Origin of the sequence: Pseudomonas fluorescens, assembly GCF_000802965.1 — a bacterium.
Lineage (GTDB): Bacteria > Pseudomonadota > Gammaproteobacteria > Pseudomonadales > Pseudomonadaceae > Aquipseudomonas > Aquipseudomonas fluorescens_A.
Map to the genome: position 1 here is coordinate 211,242 of NZ_JSAK01000018.1, position 14,856 is coordinate 226,097.

General features: G+C 58.6%; 13 protein-coding genes and 1 pseudogene. 4 read left to right on the forward strand and 10 right to left on the reverse strand.

Going from position 1 to position 14,856, the window contains the following annotated elements; all coding sequences use genetic code 11:
• Positions 1 to 149: 149 nt before the first annotated feature.
• Genes NL64_RS16405 through NL64_RS16420 form a run of 4 tightly spaced genes read right to left on the reverse strand, consistent with a single transcriptional unit; the run spans position 150 to position 4,543 of the window.
• Entirely contained in the window at positions 150 to 1,316 is a 1,167-nt protein-coding gene (locus NL64_RS16405) for a DUF4350 domain-containing protein (RefSeq protein WP_034149111.1), read from the reverse strand.
• Positions 1,313 to 2,857 carry a DUF4129 domain-containing protein gene (locus NL64_RS16410; protein WP_034149112.1) on the reverse strand — a complete coding sequence of 515 codons (1,545 nt, stop codon included), beginning with the start codon at positions 2,855 to 2,857 and terminating at the stop codon, positions 1,313 to 1,315. Before NL64_RS16410 ends, NL64_RS16405 begins: the two co-directional genes overlap by 4 nt.
• Positions 2,844 to 3,821: a stage II sporulation protein M gene (locus tag NL64_RS16415; protein ID WP_034149113.1), complete on the reverse strand. Its 978-nt coding sequence runs from the start codon at positions 3,819 to 3,821 to the stop codon at positions 2,844 to 2,846. The genes NL64_RS16410 and NL64_RS16415 overlap by 14 nt, the downstream gene beginning before the upstream one ends.
• Positions 3,818 to 4,543 (reverse strand): RDD family protein, encoded by a 726-nt coding sequence (locus NL64_RS16420; RefSeq protein WP_034149114.1) that lies wholly within the window; start codon positions 4,541 to 4,543, stop codon positions 3,818 to 3,820. Before NL64_RS16420 ends, NL64_RS16415 begins: the two co-directional genes overlap by 4 nt.
• A gap of 184 nt (positions 4,544 to 4,727) precedes the next feature.
• On the opposite strand from NL64_RS16420, the gene sbcB reads away from it, so the two are divergent.
• A complete protein-coding gene (gene sbcB / locus NL64_RS16425) occupies positions 4,728 to 6,158 on the forward strand; it encodes an exodeoxyribonuclease I (RefSeq protein WP_034149115.1) in 1,431 nt (476 codons plus the stop codon).
• Positions 6,159 to 6,256: 98 nt separating this feature from the next.
• On the opposite strand, the gene mvaT is transcribed toward sbcB, so the two are convergent.
• Positions 6,257 to 6,634: a histone-like nucleoid-structuring protein MvaT gene (gene mvaT, locus NL64_RS16430; RefSeq protein WP_034149116.1), complete on the reverse strand. Its 378-nt coding sequence runs from the start codon at positions 6,632 to 6,634 to the stop codon at positions 6,257 to 6,259.
• A 337-nt stretch (positions 6,635 to 6,971) separates the two neighbouring features.
• On the opposite strand from mvaT, the gene purU reads away from it, so the two are divergent.
• A complete protein-coding gene (purU, locus tag NL64_RS16435; protein ID WP_034149117.1) occupies positions 6,972 to 7,820 on the forward strand; it encodes a formyltetrahydrofolate deformylase in 849 nt (282 codons plus the stop codon).
• Between the two features lie 88 nt (positions 7,821 to 7,908).
• Positions 7,909 to 8,091 (forward strand): hypothetical protein, encoded by a 183-nt coding sequence (locus tag NL64_RS16440; protein ID WP_034149118.1) that lies wholly within the window; start codon positions 7,909 to 7,911, stop codon positions 8,089 to 8,091.
• 86 nt (positions 8,092 to 8,177) lie between these two features.
• Here NL64_RS16440 and NL64_RS16445 read toward each other — a convergent pair whose 3' ends face one another.
• The 5 genes and pseudogenes from NL64_RS16445 to NL64_RS31140 all read right to left on the reverse strand — a co-directional run.
• Positions 8,178 to 9,173 carry a lysylphosphatidylglycerol synthase transmembrane domain-containing protein gene (locus tag NL64_RS16445; RefSeq protein ID WP_034149119.1) on the reverse strand — a complete coding sequence of 332 codons (996 nt, stop codon included), beginning with the start codon at positions 9,171 to 9,173 and terminating at the stop codon, positions 8,178 to 8,180.
• Positions 9,170 to 9,946 (reverse strand): DUF2334 domain-containing protein, encoded by a 777-nt coding sequence (locus tag NL64_RS16450; RefSeq protein WP_034149120.1) that lies wholly within the window; start codon positions 9,944 to 9,946, stop codon positions 9,170 to 9,172. The genes NL64_RS16445 and NL64_RS16450 overlap by 4 nt, the downstream gene beginning before the upstream one ends.
• Positions 9,939 to 11,060 (reverse strand): glycosyltransferase family 4 protein, encoded by a 1,122-nt coding sequence (locus NL64_RS16455; RefSeq protein WP_034149121.1) that lies wholly within the window; start codon positions 11,058 to 11,060, stop codon positions 9,939 to 9,941. The genes NL64_RS16450 and NL64_RS16455 overlap by 8 nt, the downstream gene beginning before the upstream one ends.
• A gap of 242 nt (positions 11,061 to 11,302) precedes the next feature.
• Positions 11,303 to 12,067 carry a methyl-accepting chemotaxis protein gene (locus tag NL64_RS31135; protein ID WP_437176923.1) on the reverse strand — a complete coding sequence of 255 codons (765 nt, stop codon included), beginning with the start codon at positions 12,065 to 12,067 and terminating at the stop codon, positions 11,303 to 11,305.
• 93 nt (positions 12,068 to 12,160) lie between these two features.
• Positions 12,161 to 13,192, reverse strand: a pseudogene (locus NL64_RS31140) (HAMP domain-containing protein); the annotation flags it as partial.
• A 169-nt stretch (positions 13,193 to 13,361) separates the two neighbouring features.
• Between NL64_RS31140 and NL64_RS16465 the strand changes: the two are divergent.
• On the forward strand, positions 13,362 to 14,843 hold the full coding sequence (locus tag NL64_RS16465) for a helicase HerA-like domain-containing protein (RefSeq protein ID WP_034149239.1): 1,482 nt from the start codon (positions 13,362 to 13,364) through the stop codon (positions 14,841 to 14,843).
• Positions 14,844 to 14,856: the final 13 nt, after the last annotated feature.

Below are 14,856 nucleotides of genomic sequence, written 5' to 3' on the forward strand. Positions count from 1 at the left end.
ACACCAGCTGCCATGTCGCGCACAGATGACCCCCAATCCCTTGGTTCGCTCAGGCAGCTTTAGAACTATTGCATCGAGCTTAAGCACTACGAGCCTGTAAGGGGGCGTTTCTAGCTATTGAGGAGAACTAACGCTTGTTAGGTGTCAGATCATAAGGCGTTCCTCAAGGATTGCAGGTGAGCGACCAGACGGCTGAATTCAACGCTGGAAAGTCGTAGTTTCGGTCGCGGGCTCATGGCTTGGCTGATGATGCCGGTGGGTTGGCCAGTCAGGTGTGCGAGCACTTGCCATTGTTCGTCGACAGCCAGTTGTTCAAAACCGGGATGGCGGCGCCGTACGCGACGCAAGATATCGTGCTGCAAGGCCTGCAAAAGGCTGTCCTGACCGTTGCGGCGCAGCATGAAATCAGCGCTGGCGCGCAAGTGTTCCAACAGTTGGCGACGAGCTTTGGGTTCCGGTTCCAGCAGCGGGCCATGACGCACGCCGGCATGCCAGAAGCCAAGGCCGATCAGGGCGATCAGGGCCACCAGCGCCTGCGGAAAGTAGCGCAGCAACAAGGTCCACACACTGTCGTGATCGGTGTTGAACAGCAGAGTCACGTCGGTGCCTACGGTCAGGTGCCAGAGCAGCCAGGCGTTGTCGTATTGTTCGATGGTCTGGTTTTTCCACAGGTCAGCGTCGGTGACGACAATGATAGAGCCGAGCCCTTGATTGAGCTGCAACAGGTGAGTGGCCTTGCCACTGCTGGCCCGAGACTGCGCCAGGTGTTTCGGGTCTTCGAGATGGAACGCGGTGTCGAAGCTGGCGTAGGCCGGTGCGTCTTCGTTTGGCAGATAGAGTTTGGTGAGTTTCGGATACGGTTCGTCAGTGGTGTTGGGTGGCGACGACTTGAGGTCCTTGCTCAAAAATTGCTGCACCTGGACCCGGTCGAGCAGCAAGTCGTTGCTTTGCCCGGTCTTCTCATCCCACAGCGACTGGGCGACGAACAGCAAGCGCCCGCCAGCCCGAACCCAGTTCATCAGCTGATCAATCTGGTGTGGGGTCATGTTGCGGCGATCGCCGAGCAACAACAGGCTGTGTCGTCGCGGTTCGAGGGTAGGCAGGACGTCGAGGCGATTGGCATGGCTGACGGTCAGGGCCTGTTTGCGCAGGAAATGTTCGGCGGCCAGATAAGGGTTGGCCTGGGCTTGCGGTGAGGGGCCGTGATCGATTACTTCCGGATAGGGCGTGGCTTTGATGTACAGATAAATGCTCAGCGCGCCCAGCAATACGGCGATTAGCACACCGAGCGCCAATGGCCAGTTGCGCCGGTTCAACGGGAGGCTCCGGGGCCGAACAGGGCGCGCCAACCGTCACACAGTTCCTGCTGCAAGTGCGCGGGTGGCAGTCGGTGACCATAGGCCATGTTCTGCCAGTGGCCCGTCAGGTTTTTACTGAAGGCCAACAAGGCCGGTTGTTGCAGTTGTTGGACGCGCTCAAGGACCTGGCCTTCGGTGTCGGCGGCTTTCAGTGCGATGTTGAAGTCGTGCAGTAAGTGACTGAGCAGGGCGCGATAGAGCAGTCCAAGCGCCTCCCGAGGGTGAGTCTGCCAAAGTGCTTCGGCGCTGGCGGCAATGTCGGTGGGCAGGGTTTCGCGGTTGAGGTCCAGACCGAAGGCCTGTTGCGGTAATGTCCTCGCGGTATTTTTCCTGAGCTTCGGTCGACGGCTGACGAAGGTCTGTAACCAGTCGCGGTACCGCCAGATCAATACGCCGATGACAGCAATCACAGTGCCCCATAGCAGGGCCTCTATCAGGTCAGCCAATGCACCGAAACGCTGGGCATCAAATAGCTTCATCAACGCCTTCAGCCATTGCGGCATGTTGTCGTTATCCCGCGGCTCGATGGCGGCTTTGTCTTCGCCGAAACGATAGCGGGTCACTGTTTCCTTGTTCTTGAACGGCGGCTGGTCAAGGATTGCCTTGATGCTGTCCCGGGAGGCCTGGCTGGTCAGAGGCTGTTTCAGTAAGCGTGGGCTGTCGGGGGAGATGACTGGCTCGGCGGCCCAGACGTTTTGAGCAGTCGGCATCATCAGGATAGCCGCCAGTAAAACCGTGAGGGTCGCACCGCTCAAGCGTTGGCGCATGCGACGAAACACCAGTTCGATATCCCAGGCTTCCATCACGGTGCGTCGGTTCAGATATAGGCTGAAGCCGCAGGCCACATAAATCGGCCCCCACGCCACTAACACGAGGACGTAAAACGCGTTGGTCAGGTGTTCCAGCCAATGCCAGTCCTGAGTCATTGCGGAAATCAGCGACTGCCAGCTCCAGTCGAGCGCGACCTGTTGTGGCAGCAGCAGATAAAACAGCACCATCAAACCGATCCACAGTGCAGTTTCCAGATTCGCGCCAATGATCGTCAGCCATCGTGCCGCGCCGGCGTCACGTTGTAACAGCACTTGCAAACGCTGTTGTCGCGCCTCTCCACTCAAGCCTTCGAGTTGTAATACCGGCAGCAAAAAGCTGCGGCTCAGGCTCAATCGCCGCCAGGTCAGACTGGCCAGCAGTTGTGGCTTCAGCAAGCGCGGCCATTGGCGCAACGCCTGTTTCAGCGTCGGCGTTTCACCGAACATGGCTTTGGACAGGATGTACAGCGGCAGGCGTTCGAAGGCCGGTTTCAACCACCAGAAAATAAACACCGCGAGGGTCGGCGAGTCCCAGAACACCCAGGTCAACAGCGCGAAAACCGGCAGGGTGACGATGGCCCAACTGGTCATCAGCAGGCGTCGGTGGCGCTGACTCAACAGCACGCCCAGATCCATGGCTTCCCAGGTCGGACGCGGGCGGATCACCACACTGGCATCACTCAGGCGCATGGCGAGTCCGTCCAGCGAACAGCAGATAAACCGTCACCAGCACCCAGAGCGCCGCACCCACCAGGTATTTGATCAGGGGCGACGGTGCCGTCATCGATGACCAGTAGGCCTCGATAAACGCCGCAATCAGCAGAAACAGCATGACCCCGCAGATCAACAACACACTTTTCCGCGCAGCCAATCGCAAGGCTTCGGCACGGGGCAGGCGTCCTGGTGCGATCAACGCCCAGCCCAGTTGCAGGCCAGCGGCTCCTGACAAGGCAATGGCGGTCAGTTCGAAGGCGCCGTGGCCAATCACGAAAGACCAGAAGGTTTGCCCAAAGCCGATTTGCGTCAGATGCCCGGCCACCGCGCCGATCATCAAGCCGTTGAAGACGAGGAAAAACGCGCTGCCCAAACCAAATAGCAAACCGCTGGCGAAGGTCTGAAAGGCGATCCCGATGTTGTGCATGACGTAGTAGCCGAACATCACCCAGTCTTCACTGGCCGCGCGTTCCGCCGAGCGCCCGAGATGACCGGCGTCGGGGTCGTACATGCTCTGCATTTCGCTGACCTGCTCAGCCGGAATCAGGTTGTAGATCAGGTCCGGGAACAGGTACACCAGCAGCGCAATGCCAATAAGACTGCCAAAAAACATCAGGCTGGCCGCAAGTACGAAGCGCCATTGCTGGCGCACCAGTCGCGGGAAGTCCGCGAGGATGAACGCCAGCACATGGGCGCTCAATCGGCTGCGATGACGATAAAGTTGCTGATGACCGCGCAGGGCTTGTTGTTGCAACGAGTCGATGAGGAAGCTGCTGTAACCGCGTTCCCGAGCCAGGGCCAGATGCTGGCAGAGGCGGCGATAATCGCTGGGGAAACTGTCGACTCCCACGGCATGTTTGTCCCGTTCCAGCCTGTCCAGCATCAGGGAAAACTGCTCCCACTCGGCCATGTGTCGATGTTCGAAAAGACTTTGCTTCATGCCGGCCCCAACAAGCCACGGGCGATGCCGTTGAGCTCGATCACCGACTGTGACGGCGGTACCTGCAAGGGTTGGGCGAGGATCGATGCCAGTTCATTGACCCTGGCAGTGGAGAGTTGACCCTGGCGTTCGGCGAAGCCAAGGATGGCGCGTTGTTCGTTTAGCGTCAGGGCGAACGCCGGGCGACGGGGTTCGGCGGGTGGGAGTTGCGGTCGGGTGAGCGGCTGGTCGCGATAAATCACCAAGGTACCGGCGGCGATGTCGCCGAGGCGTTTGAAGGTGGGGTGTTGCAGGCAACTGAGGGCGCCGAGAAAGTAGCCGAACGGCAACAGGTCGACAAATCGCAGCAGGTTGCGCAACAGCGATGCCGACCAGCCAATGGGCGTGCCGTCGTCCTGCACCACGCGCAGGCCCATCCAAAGTTTGCCCGGTGAGCGGCCTTGGTTGAGCACCTCGAACAGCACCATATACCACCAGCTCACGCCGAAGATCAGCAGCGAGCCCAATCCGGCGCCGAGTTTGCCGAGCATCGACAGACCAATGAACAGCAGGCCGAGGATCAACCCGCGAAGTGCCAGATCGATGGAAAACGCCAGTGCACGAACCATCAGCCCGGCCGGACGCAGGGGCAAATCGATGCCTTCCGGCGTTTCGACCTGGTACTGCGTATCCAGTGGCGGTGACAGCGGTGCTTTCCTTGGCAGTGCTGTGGTCTCGAGCATGGGCAACCTGATGATGTGACCTGATCGGGAAGTTTCTCCATCGGATGCTAGCAGCCTCACCGGAGAAAACGACATAACTATGTATTGCACAGTGAGTCGCCAGGCGTGATGGAATGACAAGATTACTGGCCGAGGCGGGATGTGAACGCCTAGACTTCGCCGATCTTCAGTTCAGGATTAGCCCGTGACCTCTATCTTCTGGTACGACTATGAAACGACGGGCATCAACCCCCGTTGCGATCGCCCACTGCAAATGGCGGGGCTGCGTACTGACTTCGATCTCAATGAAATAGACGAGCCGGTCAACCTCTATTGCCAACCCAGTGACGACATCCTGCCGCATCCGGCGGCATGTGCGATCACTGGCATTACCCCTGGGCGGTTGGCCGAACAAGGGCTGAACGAAGCCGACTTCATGACCCGCGTGCACGCCCAATTGGCGGCCCCGGGAACCTGCGGCGCGGGCTATAACACCTTGCGTTTCGACGACGAGATGACCCGTTACAGTTTGTACCGAAACTTTTTCGACCCTTATGCGCGGGAATGGCAGGGCGGTAACAGTCGCTGGGACTTGATTGATGTGGTGCGTGCGGCGTATGCCTTGCGCCCGGATGGCGTCGTTTGGCCGACGGACGAGGAGGGGCGGGTAACCCTTAAACTCGAACGTCTGACCGCTGCCAACAACATTGATCACGGCAGTGCTCACGAAGCGCTGTCGGACGTGCGCGCAACTATCGCGCTGGCGCGCCTGATCCGGGAAAAGCAGCCGAAGCTGTATGACTGGCTATTTCAATTACGCAGCAAACAAAAGGTGCTGGATCAGATTCGTCTGTTGCAACCGATGGTGCACATTTCCGGGCGCTTTTCTGCGGCGCGCAGCTATGTTGGCGTGGTGCTGCCCCTGGCCTGGCACCCGCGCAACAAGAACGCCTTGATCGTCTGCGACCTGCACCTCGATCCTCTGGGCTTGCTGGATCTGGACGCTGAAACCTTGCGTCAGCGGCTGTACACCCGTCGCGATGAACTGGCCGAAGGTGAGTTGCCGGTGCCGCTCAAGCTTATCCATATCAATAAGTGCCCGGTGGTGGCGCCGTTGTCGGTACTTCGCGCTGAAGACCAGCAACGCCTGGGGCTGGACATGGCCCTGTATCAGGAGCGTGCGCTGCGGCTAAATGACGCGCAGAAAGTTTGGCAGGATAAAGTTCTGGCAATTTACGCCCGCGAGGATTTTTCCTCCAGCCAGGACCCTGAACAACAGTTGTACGACGGTTTTATCGGTGACCGTGATCGGCGTCTATGCGAGCAAGTCAGAACCGTCGACCCGGCGCAATTATCGCAAGAGCAATGGCCTTTCGATGATGAACGTTTGCCTGAATTATTGTTTCGATATCGCGCTCGTAACTTCCCAGATACGTTGAATTTCGAAGAGCAAGAACGCTGGCGAATATTCTGTCAGAAACGTTTATCGGAGCCTGAATGGGGAGCGCCGAATACCTTGGGAAGTTTCACCGACGCCGCAGCCAAAATGAACCTTACTGCGACGTCGCTTCAGCAAGAAGTGCTGAATGAATGGCAAAAATATGTCCAGGGATTACGCAAACGTTTGAATCTTTGAAATCGAAAATTCCTGGGGCTTGAACTCAAGGCATAAAAAACGCCAGCGCAATGCTGGCGTTATTTTTTATCGCAGGTCTGTCTGTGACAGGCTCTGGCTTAGCCCAGCAGGGTAGCCCAGCCTTCAACCACGTCACCGCCCCACTTGGCTTTCCACTCTTTCAGAGTTTTGTGGTTGCCACCTTTGGTTTCGATGACTTCGCCGTTGTGCGGGTTTTTGTATTGTTTAACTTTGCGGGCACGTTTGGTGCCGGTAGTTTTTACTGCGCTACCACGTGGTGCCTTGGTTTTGGACTCTGGATCCAGCAGCGCGATGATGTCACGCAGGGATTTGGAGTATTCGCCCATCAGGGTGCGCAGTTTGCCTTCGAATTCCAGCTCGGTTTGCAGTTTGTCGTCTTCGGACAGGTTCTTCAAACGGGCTTGCAGCTCTTTGATAGCTTCTTCGGTGGCGCGATATTCGTTGATCAAGGACATGATGACTACCTTATGCAGATCATAGGAGGGCAGGGAACAGTGCGGCAATAATAGTCAGGGTGTTTCATCAAGTAAACATTAAACCCGGGTTTATTTAAATTAGTTACGGTGAATTCACCACACATTGAATGGGCGATTAAATAGTTCGATGTGCCCGGTACAGATATTCACAATTGAGTGCTTGAAGAGGGTTTACATCACTGGGACTGCGCAGCCCGTAGCGTCGCCAAAGCCGGTGTGGCTGACCATCGGCGCGCGGCATCCGTCATCAATACTGCAGTTTTGCTGCGCAATCGCTAGAATGGCCGCCTTTGCGAAGTTCTGGAGTTTCCCCCTCATGCGCACTTTTCGTCTGGTGATTTCTTGCCCGGACCGCGTCGGCATCGTTGCTAAAGTCAGTAACTTTCTGGCGTCTCATAACGGCTGGATCACCGAAGCGAGCCATCACTCGGACAATCTCAGTGGCTGGTTCTTCATGCGTCACGAAATTCGTGCCGACTCGCTGCCTTTCGGTATCGAAGCTTTGCGCGAAGCGTTTGCGCCGATTGCCGAAGAGTTCTCGATGGACTGGCGCATTACTGATACCGCGCAGAAGAAACGCGTGGTGTTGATGGCCAGCCGCGAGTCCCACTGCCTCGCCGACTTGCTGCACCGCTGGCACAGCGATGAACTGGATTGCGAAATCGCCTGCGTGATTTCCAACCACGACGACCTGCGCAGCATGGTCGAATGGCACGGCATTCCGTACTACCACGTGCCGGTCAACCCGCAGGACAAAGAGCCGGCGTTCGCCGAAGTCTCACGTTTGGTGAAACACCACGACGCTGAAGTGGTGGTACTGGCCCGCTACATGCAGATCCTGCCGCCGGAGCTGTGCAGCGAATACGCCCATAAAGTCATCAACATTCACCACAGCTTCCTGCCGTCGTTCGTCGGTGCCAAGCCGTATCACCAGGCTTCCCTGCGTGGCGTGAAGTTGATCGGTGCGACTTGCCATTACGTGACCGAAGAGCTGGACGCCGGCCCGATCATCGAGCAGGACGTAGTGCGTGTCAGCCACAGCGACAGCATCGAAGACATGGTGCGTTTCGGCCGGGACGTCGAGAAGATGGTGTTGGCCCGCGGCCTGCGTTATCACCTGGAAGATCGCGTGCTGGTGCACGGCAACAAAACCGTGGTGTTCTGATCACAGCAACATCACAGGGTTGAAATTAGAAGGGCCTGGGCGTTCAATCGCCCAGGCCCTTCGCCGTTTCTGCACTGAGGACATGACCATGGCCGATCCACTGGACAAAGCCACTTCCAAGGCACCCGCCACATTGGGCGAGGGATGTTTGAGCCGTTACGACCCGGATGACATGAGCCCTGAAGACGGCACGGAGTTTCCTGGCGCTGCCGAATTGTGGGAACAGTTGCAGGATGAGTCTGACGATAAAAACGAAGACCCCGACCTGTAGGAGCCGGCTTGCTGGCGATGGATTTTGAGCCCTGCATTGACCTTCAACCCGCTATCGCCGGCAAGCCAGCTCCTACGGATTCGCGATCAAGCTTGCCTGAATTTCATCAACTTCTTGAGCAGCGGTCGCCCAAGCATCAGCAAAAACACCGGCCCACCCACCAACAAATACAAGTAGTAGGTCACCGCCCGCCAGATCAGAATCGCCGCTGCCGCCGTGGATTTCCCCACCATTGGCGCTAACAGTGCCACCGACGTCAGTTCCGCCGCCCCGGCACCACCCGGCAACAGGCTGAACTGCCCAGCGCTCAAAGACAGCATCTGGATCAGAAAACACCAGGCCCACTGCAAATCCGCGCCGAGCCCACGCAGCGCCAGATAAAGCACGCTATAGCGCAAGATCCAATGCAGGCAGGTCAAGGCAAAAACCGTGATCAGCGTCTGAAACGGTAACTTGAGCGTGTCAGTAAATGCCGCCAGAAAATGCAGGAGTTTTCGCGCCCAGCGCACGCGGGTCGTCGATTGGACGTTGAGACGCGCCAGCAATCGACCGCTCAGGCGAATCAGCAAACGGTGATAGCGAGCCACCACCATACAGCTGAGCAACCCGCCGAACATGGAGACAGCGCTGACGATCAGCAGCCACTCCATTCGCTGGCTCAGATGCTGGAACAGCGCGTAAATCAGAATCCCGCTCAGCGCACAGAGGAAAAACAATAAATCGCTCAGTTGATCCATGGCGAACACGGCGCTGCTCCGCGCCGGCCGGACGCCGTTGCGTGCCAGCAGCGCCATGATCGTCAGCGGTCCACCACTGCCGCCGGGGGTGGCGCAATAGGCGAATTCGGCGGCCATCACCACCCCGAGGCTTTTGACCGGATTCACCTTGTCGCGCTGATCCCCCAGTAAAAGGCGCAGGCGGATCGTGTTGACGACCCAGCACAGCAGGATCATGCCGAACATGATCAGCAACTCGCTTAGCGGAAAACTCTGCAGCCGCGACCAGGTCTCGCTCCCGCCCAAAAGCCAGGGAATCAGCACCGCCGCGAGCAGGCCGATCAACAGCAGAATCCCGCGACTCATGCGGCGCGACCCACGCTGTCACTTTGCAGTGCGAGCCAATTCGCCTTGGTCATCGGCACACGGCCTTCGGCGAGCAGTCGCTTGAGTGTTTGCAGCCAATAGTTACGCGAAAACTCATGTCGCATGTCCACCGGATGCAAGCCCAGCCGAATCACCGGTGCTTGCCGCCACTGCTGCTCACGCTGATCGCTGACGAGTTTCGACAAACCTCGGCGCCAGGCACTGCGCGCACTCCAGACCAGGCCCGGCGCATCGACCGGCGTGAAGTCCGGCAGACGATAGAGGTGTTGCGGATCACTGGTGTAACTCAGGGGCAGTTGGCGTAACGCCTGACGGGTGCCTTCGCTCATCAACCAGGCCGGCGCGACGAAGCCGTGCAGCGGCCAGTGGTTACGTTCGAACACATCGATGCCGGCATGCAGGCGGGCGAGCGCCTCTTGCCGCGAAAGGCTGTAGAACTCGCCCTCGTGGGTATAAATGCGGCGCATGAACCAGTCTCGGGGATTGCTCGCGATCGGCCCGTCGTCGCAATGAAAATAGCCGTGCAGCGCCAGTTCATCACCCCGGGCCGACCTTTCGCTGAGCAGGCGGCGAAATGCCGGGTGCGCTTGCAGATCGTTGTGTTTGTGAAAATCCGGCACCACCAACCATGTCATCGGCACATCGCCGAGGGCGTCGACGGCTTCGACGAAAGGTTGGTAATCGGCCCAGGTTTGCGGCGCGACGTCGTGCAACACCAATAGCAGGCTGGGCTTATTCATGGATTCAACCATTGGCCACTCGCGGCCATTGGGTGCCGAGCACGGCGTGATAGTGGCCGAGCAAGCTATTGACTACGGTGTCCCAGGCGTAATGCTGCTCGACGTGGCGTCTGGCTTGTCGGCCAAGGACCGCGCTGCCCCCGTTGAATAACTCGTGCACGGCATTGGCCATCGCCAGGGGATCGTTCGGTCGGCACAGCAAGCCGCATTGTTCGGTGACGATTTCTTCAAACGCTCCGGCCGCCACGGCCACCACCGGAATGCCGCTGGCCATGGCTTCCAGTATCACCAGGCCAAAGGTTTCCTGGTCGCCGGCGTGCAGCAACGCATCGGCACTGGCCATCAGGCGCGCGACTTGGGCGGCGGGACAGAACTCGTCGATGACAGTGACATTGGCGGGCACGACGCTCGGCATCGATGAGCCCACCAGCAGCAAGTGATAGCGCCGGCCAAGACGCTTCATGCAGTCGAGCAGGACCGGCAGGTTTTTTTCCTTGGAACCGCGTCCGGCAAAGATCAGCAGGTGAGTGTTTTCATCAATACCCAGTTCGGCTCGCAAGTCAGGATCGCGGGCCTCGGGATGGAAGGTTTGCAAATCGACGCCCAAAGGCTGGACGAAAACGTTCTTCACCCCCAGACCGATCAGTTTGTCGGCCATCACCTGACTTGGCGCCAGTACCCGGTCGAAGTTGCCATAGAGCTTGCTGACATAGGCCTCGACGTTGGGTGTAACCCAGTTGCCCATCCGGTTACTGACCAGCAATGGCAGGTCCGAATGATAGAAGCCGATCACCGGCACATCCAGTTGCCGTCGGGCGTCCAGGGCAGCCCATGCCGTGAGGTAGGGATCACCGACTTCGATCAGTTCGGGTTGCAAATCGTGCAGGACATTGCGCCAGGGCGCGAGGCGGAGAGGGAAACGGTAGCCCTTGCCGAAGGGCAGGGCAGGAGCGGGGACGGTGTAGATGCCATCCTGTTCACTGAAGGAAGCCCCGGGGATCAGCAAACTGTGGCGAATGCCAGGTCGTGTGTACAGGCGACGATGCTTGGCATCCAGATAAGTGCGCACGCCACCGCTGGCGGGGGCGTAGAACATGGTTATGTCCGCGATATGCACGATGAACATCCCTCCGGTCCGTTGATCTCCCTTGGTTGACCTTACTGAAGAATAGATGTTCGGTTGGGGTTTTGCGGGTGGTGACTGAGTCAGGCACTTGTTGTGGCGAGGGAGCTTGCTCCCGCTCGGCTGCGAAGCAGTCGTAAATCAGCCGAAGTGTTCATCCTGAAACACCTCCGACACTGATTTTGGGGTCGCTTCGCAACCCGGCGGGAGCAAGCTCCCTCGCCACATTGGTTGGTGATCCGACGCTAGATGCGGAAACTGCCTACCAATTGCTGCAACCGCGCAGCCTGTTGCTCAAGATCCGAGCAGGCGCGCAATGTCGATTGCAGGTTTTCCACGCCTTCCTGGTTGAGGGTGTTGATCTCGGTGATGTCGACGTTGATCGACTCGACCACGGCCGTCTGTTCCTCGGTCGCCGTGGCCACCGACTGGTTCATGCCGTCGATCTCGCCGATGCGCTGGGTCACGCTGCTCAGGCGCTCGCCGGCCAGGTTGGCGATTTCCACGCTGTCCTGACTGTGGCGCTGGCTGTCGCTCATGGTGCTGACGGATTCCCGGGCGCCAACTTGCAGTTCCTCAATCATGGTCTGCACCTGTTGTGCTGATTCCTGAGTGCGGTGCGCCAGGTTGCGCACTTCATCGGCCACCACGGCAAACCCGCGTCCGGCTTCACCCGCCCGTGCCGCTTCGATGGCGGCGTTGAGCGCCAGCAGGTTGGTTTGCTGGGAGATGCTGGTGATCACTTCAAGAATCTGCCCGATGTTCACGGTTTTACTGTTGAGCGACTCGATGTTGCTGCTGGAGGCGCTGAGCATGCTCGACAGTTGATTCATCGCGACAATGCTGCGATCCACCACCTGCTGGCCGTCTTCCGCCAGGCTGCGGGCATCGCTGGCCTGGTTCGACGCTTGCGCGGCGTTGCGGGCGATTTCCTGGGCGGCGGCGCCGAGCTGATTGATCGCCGCTGCCACGCTGTTGGTGCGCGAAGCCTGTTGGTCGGAGTTGTACATCGACGAGTTCGAAGCCGCTACCACACGCAACGCCACTTCGTTGACTTGGCCGGTGGCCGAGCACACTTCGCGGATCGAACCGTGAATGCGTTCCACGAAACGGTTGAACGCGGTGCCGAGGATGCCGAATTCATCGTTGTTCACAATGGTCAGGCGTTTGGTCAGGTCGCCTTCGCCGTCGGCAATGTCGGCCATGGCGCGGGTCATGACGTGTAACGGCTGGATCAGGAAGCGGATCAGCATGCCCAGCAGGGCGATGACTATTGCTACCGCGATGATGGTCGCAATGATCGCAGAGGTGCGGAATTCGCTGAGCTTCGAGAAGGCTTTTTCTTTATCCACCGACAGACCGATGTACCAGTTGACCGAAGACAGGCCTTTGATGGGGGTGAACGTGACAATACGGGTTTTGCCATCGACCTCGATTTCACTGAACTCGCTGCTGATGCGAGGGGTGTTGTTCGGGTAAGCCTCGGATAGGGCTTTCATTACCCGCGTTTTGTCTTGGTGCACCAGGATCTTGCCATCGGCACTGACCAGGAACGCATGACCCATGCCGCCAAAGTCCAGCGCGTTCAGGCTGTCTATGATCATTTTCATACTCAGGTCACCGCCGACTGCGCCGATGTATTGACCGTCTTTGAATACACTGTGAACGATGGAAATGACCTGTTGGCCTGTGGCCATGTCGATGTAGGGTTCGGTCAATACCGAGCCGCTGGTGCGCTGGGCGCTCTTGTACCAATCCCGGATGCGGGGGTCGAAGCCCTCTGGCATCTTGGCGTCCGGGCGGATGATGAAGGTGCCGTCGACGCTACCCAGAAAGACGCCCATGAAGGCCGCGGCCAGCGCCTTCTGTTCAAGGAGTTTGGTAATGTTGCTCGGGTCAGGATTCAGCGCGACGTTTTGTGAGAGGTTTTCAATCAACAGGCTGCCTCCGTTCAGCCAGGTCTGGATGTTGTTGGCAGTCACTCTGCCCATTTCTTGCAGGTAGTTGTCCAGATCATTGCGGATCGCATTACGTTGCTTGTAGTCGTTGTACAGCGTAAATGAAGCAAAGGCGGCAGTGACGATGAGGGCGGCGGCTAGCAGGATCTTATGGCTGAAGAGCATGTTTTTATTCATGGCTTGGAGCTCCGATAAGGTCTTAACTCCCACGGCGTGCTTTTATAAAAAGGAACGCATCATGGGCGACGGTAAAATCAAGTTGATATTTCCGTCCTCGCCCTAGCGGATTATCAACGCAGTCCTGTTATCGGCAATGAACGATCAAAGTTTAACCATGGGTGACCAAATGCCTGACTCATTGCAACTCGTTATTGGCGCCGATCTCGCGGGGCAGCCGATCGCCCAGGCCATGCGCCTGGCCAACCGTCACGGTTTGATTGCGGGGGCCACGGGCACCGGCAAAACCGTTACCTTGCAGCGTATGGCCGAAGCTTTCAGCGATGCTGGCGTGGCGGTATTCGCCGCCGATATCAAAGGTGACCTGTGCGGCCTGGGCGCCGCTGGCAATCCCCAGGGCAAGATCGCCGAACGGATCGCCGGGATGTCGTGGTTGAATCACAAGCCTCAGGCTTATCCGGTCACCCTGTGGGACATTCACGGTCAGTCCGGTCATCCATTACGTACAACCTTGAGTGAAATGGGACCGCTACTGTTAGGAAGCTTGCTGGAGCTGACTGACAGTCAGCAGTCGGCGCTGTACGCCGCGTTCAAGGTTGCGGACCGCGAAGGCCTGTTGCTCCTGGATTTGAAAGACCTGAAGGCGCTGCTTAACCACCTCAAGGACAATCCGGCGTTGCTGGGCGACGACGCGGCGTTGATGACCACCGGTTCCAGTCAGGCTTTATTAAGGCGTCTGGCGACCCTGGAGCAGCAGGGTGCTGAAGCGCTGTTCGGCGAGCCGGCGCTGCAACTCGAAGACATCCTGCAACCGACCGCCGAGGGCCGTGGACGCATTCATTTGCTCGATGCCAGCCGTCTGGTGCATGAAGCGCCGAAGGTCTACGCGACCTTCCTGTTGTGGCTGTTGGCCGAATTGTTCGAGCAACTGCCGGAACGCGGCGATGGTGACAAACCGTTGCTGGCGCTGTTTTTCGACGAAGCGCACTTGTTGTTCGCCGGTACGCCCAAGGCCTTGCAGGATCGGCTGGAGCAAGTGGTGCGGCTGATTCGCTCGAAAGGCGTGGGCGTGTATTTCGTCACCCAGTCGCCGGGCGACTTGCCGGATGACGTGCTGGCGCAACTGGGTCTGCGCATTCAGCACGGCTTGCGTGCGTTCACTGCCAAAGAGCAGAAATCCTTGCGTGCGGTGGCCGAGGGCTTCCGGCCGAATCCGGCGTTCGATGCTTTATCGGTGTTGACTGAACTCGGGATCGGCGAGGCGCTGGTGGGCACTTTGCAGGACAAGGGCACGCCGGAAATGGTCCAGCGAGTCTTGGTGGCACCGCCGCAATCGCGGATCGGGCCGCTGAGTGATGCCGAGCGTCGGGGGCTGATCGCCGGTTCGTCGTTGCAGGGTCGTTATGACAAGCCGATTGATCGCGAGTCGGCGTATGAAGTGCTGATGGGGCGCAAGGGGTTGGCGCCGGAACCTGAAGTGGTACCGGGCAAACCGGCTGAACCGAGTTTCACCGAACAGGCCGGAGAGTTTCTCGGCACGGCGGCCGGGAAGGCGCTGAAGTCGGCGATGCAGCAGGCGGCGAATCAATTAGGCCGACAGTTGGTACGAGGGTTGATGGGCTCGTTATTAGGCGGCAAAAAACGCCGTTAAAAGCAAAGATCGC

Bases quoted from the DNA above. Each gene is read 5' to 3' on its own strand.
- NL64_RS16410 (WP_034149112.1), bottom strand. From the start codon at position 2,857: ATGCGCCTGAGTGATGCCAGTGTGGTGATCCGCCCGCGTCCGACCTGG.
- NL64_RS16415 (WP_034149113.1), bottom strand. From the start codon at position 3,821: ATGAAGCAAAGTCTTTTCGAACATCGACACATGGCCGAGTGGGAGCAG.
- NL64_RS16420 (WP_034149114.1), bottom strand. From the start codon at position 4,543: ATGCTCGAGACCACAGCACTGCCAAGGAAAGCACCGCTGTCACCGCCA.
- mvaT (WP_034149116.1), bottom strand. From the start codon at position 6,634: ATGTCCTTGATCAACGAATATCGCGCCACCGAAGAAGCTATCAAAGAG.
- purU (WP_034149117.1), top strand. From the start codon at position 6,972: ATGCGCACTTTTCGTCTGGTGATTTCTTGCCCGGACCGCGTCGGCATC.
- NL64_RS16440 (WP_034149118.1), top strand. From the start codon at position 7,909: ATGGCCGATCCACTGGACAAAGCCACTTCCAAGGCACCCGCCACATTG.
- NL64_RS16445 (WP_034149119.1), bottom strand. From the start codon at position 9,173: ATGAGTCGCGGGATTCTGCTGTTGATCGGCCTGCTCGCGGCGGTGCTG.
- NL64_RS16450 (WP_034149120.1), bottom strand. From the start codon at position 9,946: ATGGTTGAATCCATGAATAAGCCCAGCCTGCTATTGGTGTTGCACGAC.
- NL64_RS16455 (WP_034149121.1), bottom strand. From the start codon at position 11,060: ATGTTCATCGTGCATATCGCGGACATAACCATGTTCTACGCCCCCGCC.
- NL64_RS31135 (WP_437176923.1), bottom strand. From the start codon at position 12,067: ATGTACAACTCCGACCAACAGGCTTCGCGCACCAACAGCGTGGCAGCG.
- NL64_RS16465 (WP_034149239.1), top strand. From the start codon at position 13,362: ATGCCTGACTCATTGCAACTCGTTATTGGCGCCGATCTCGCGGGGCAG.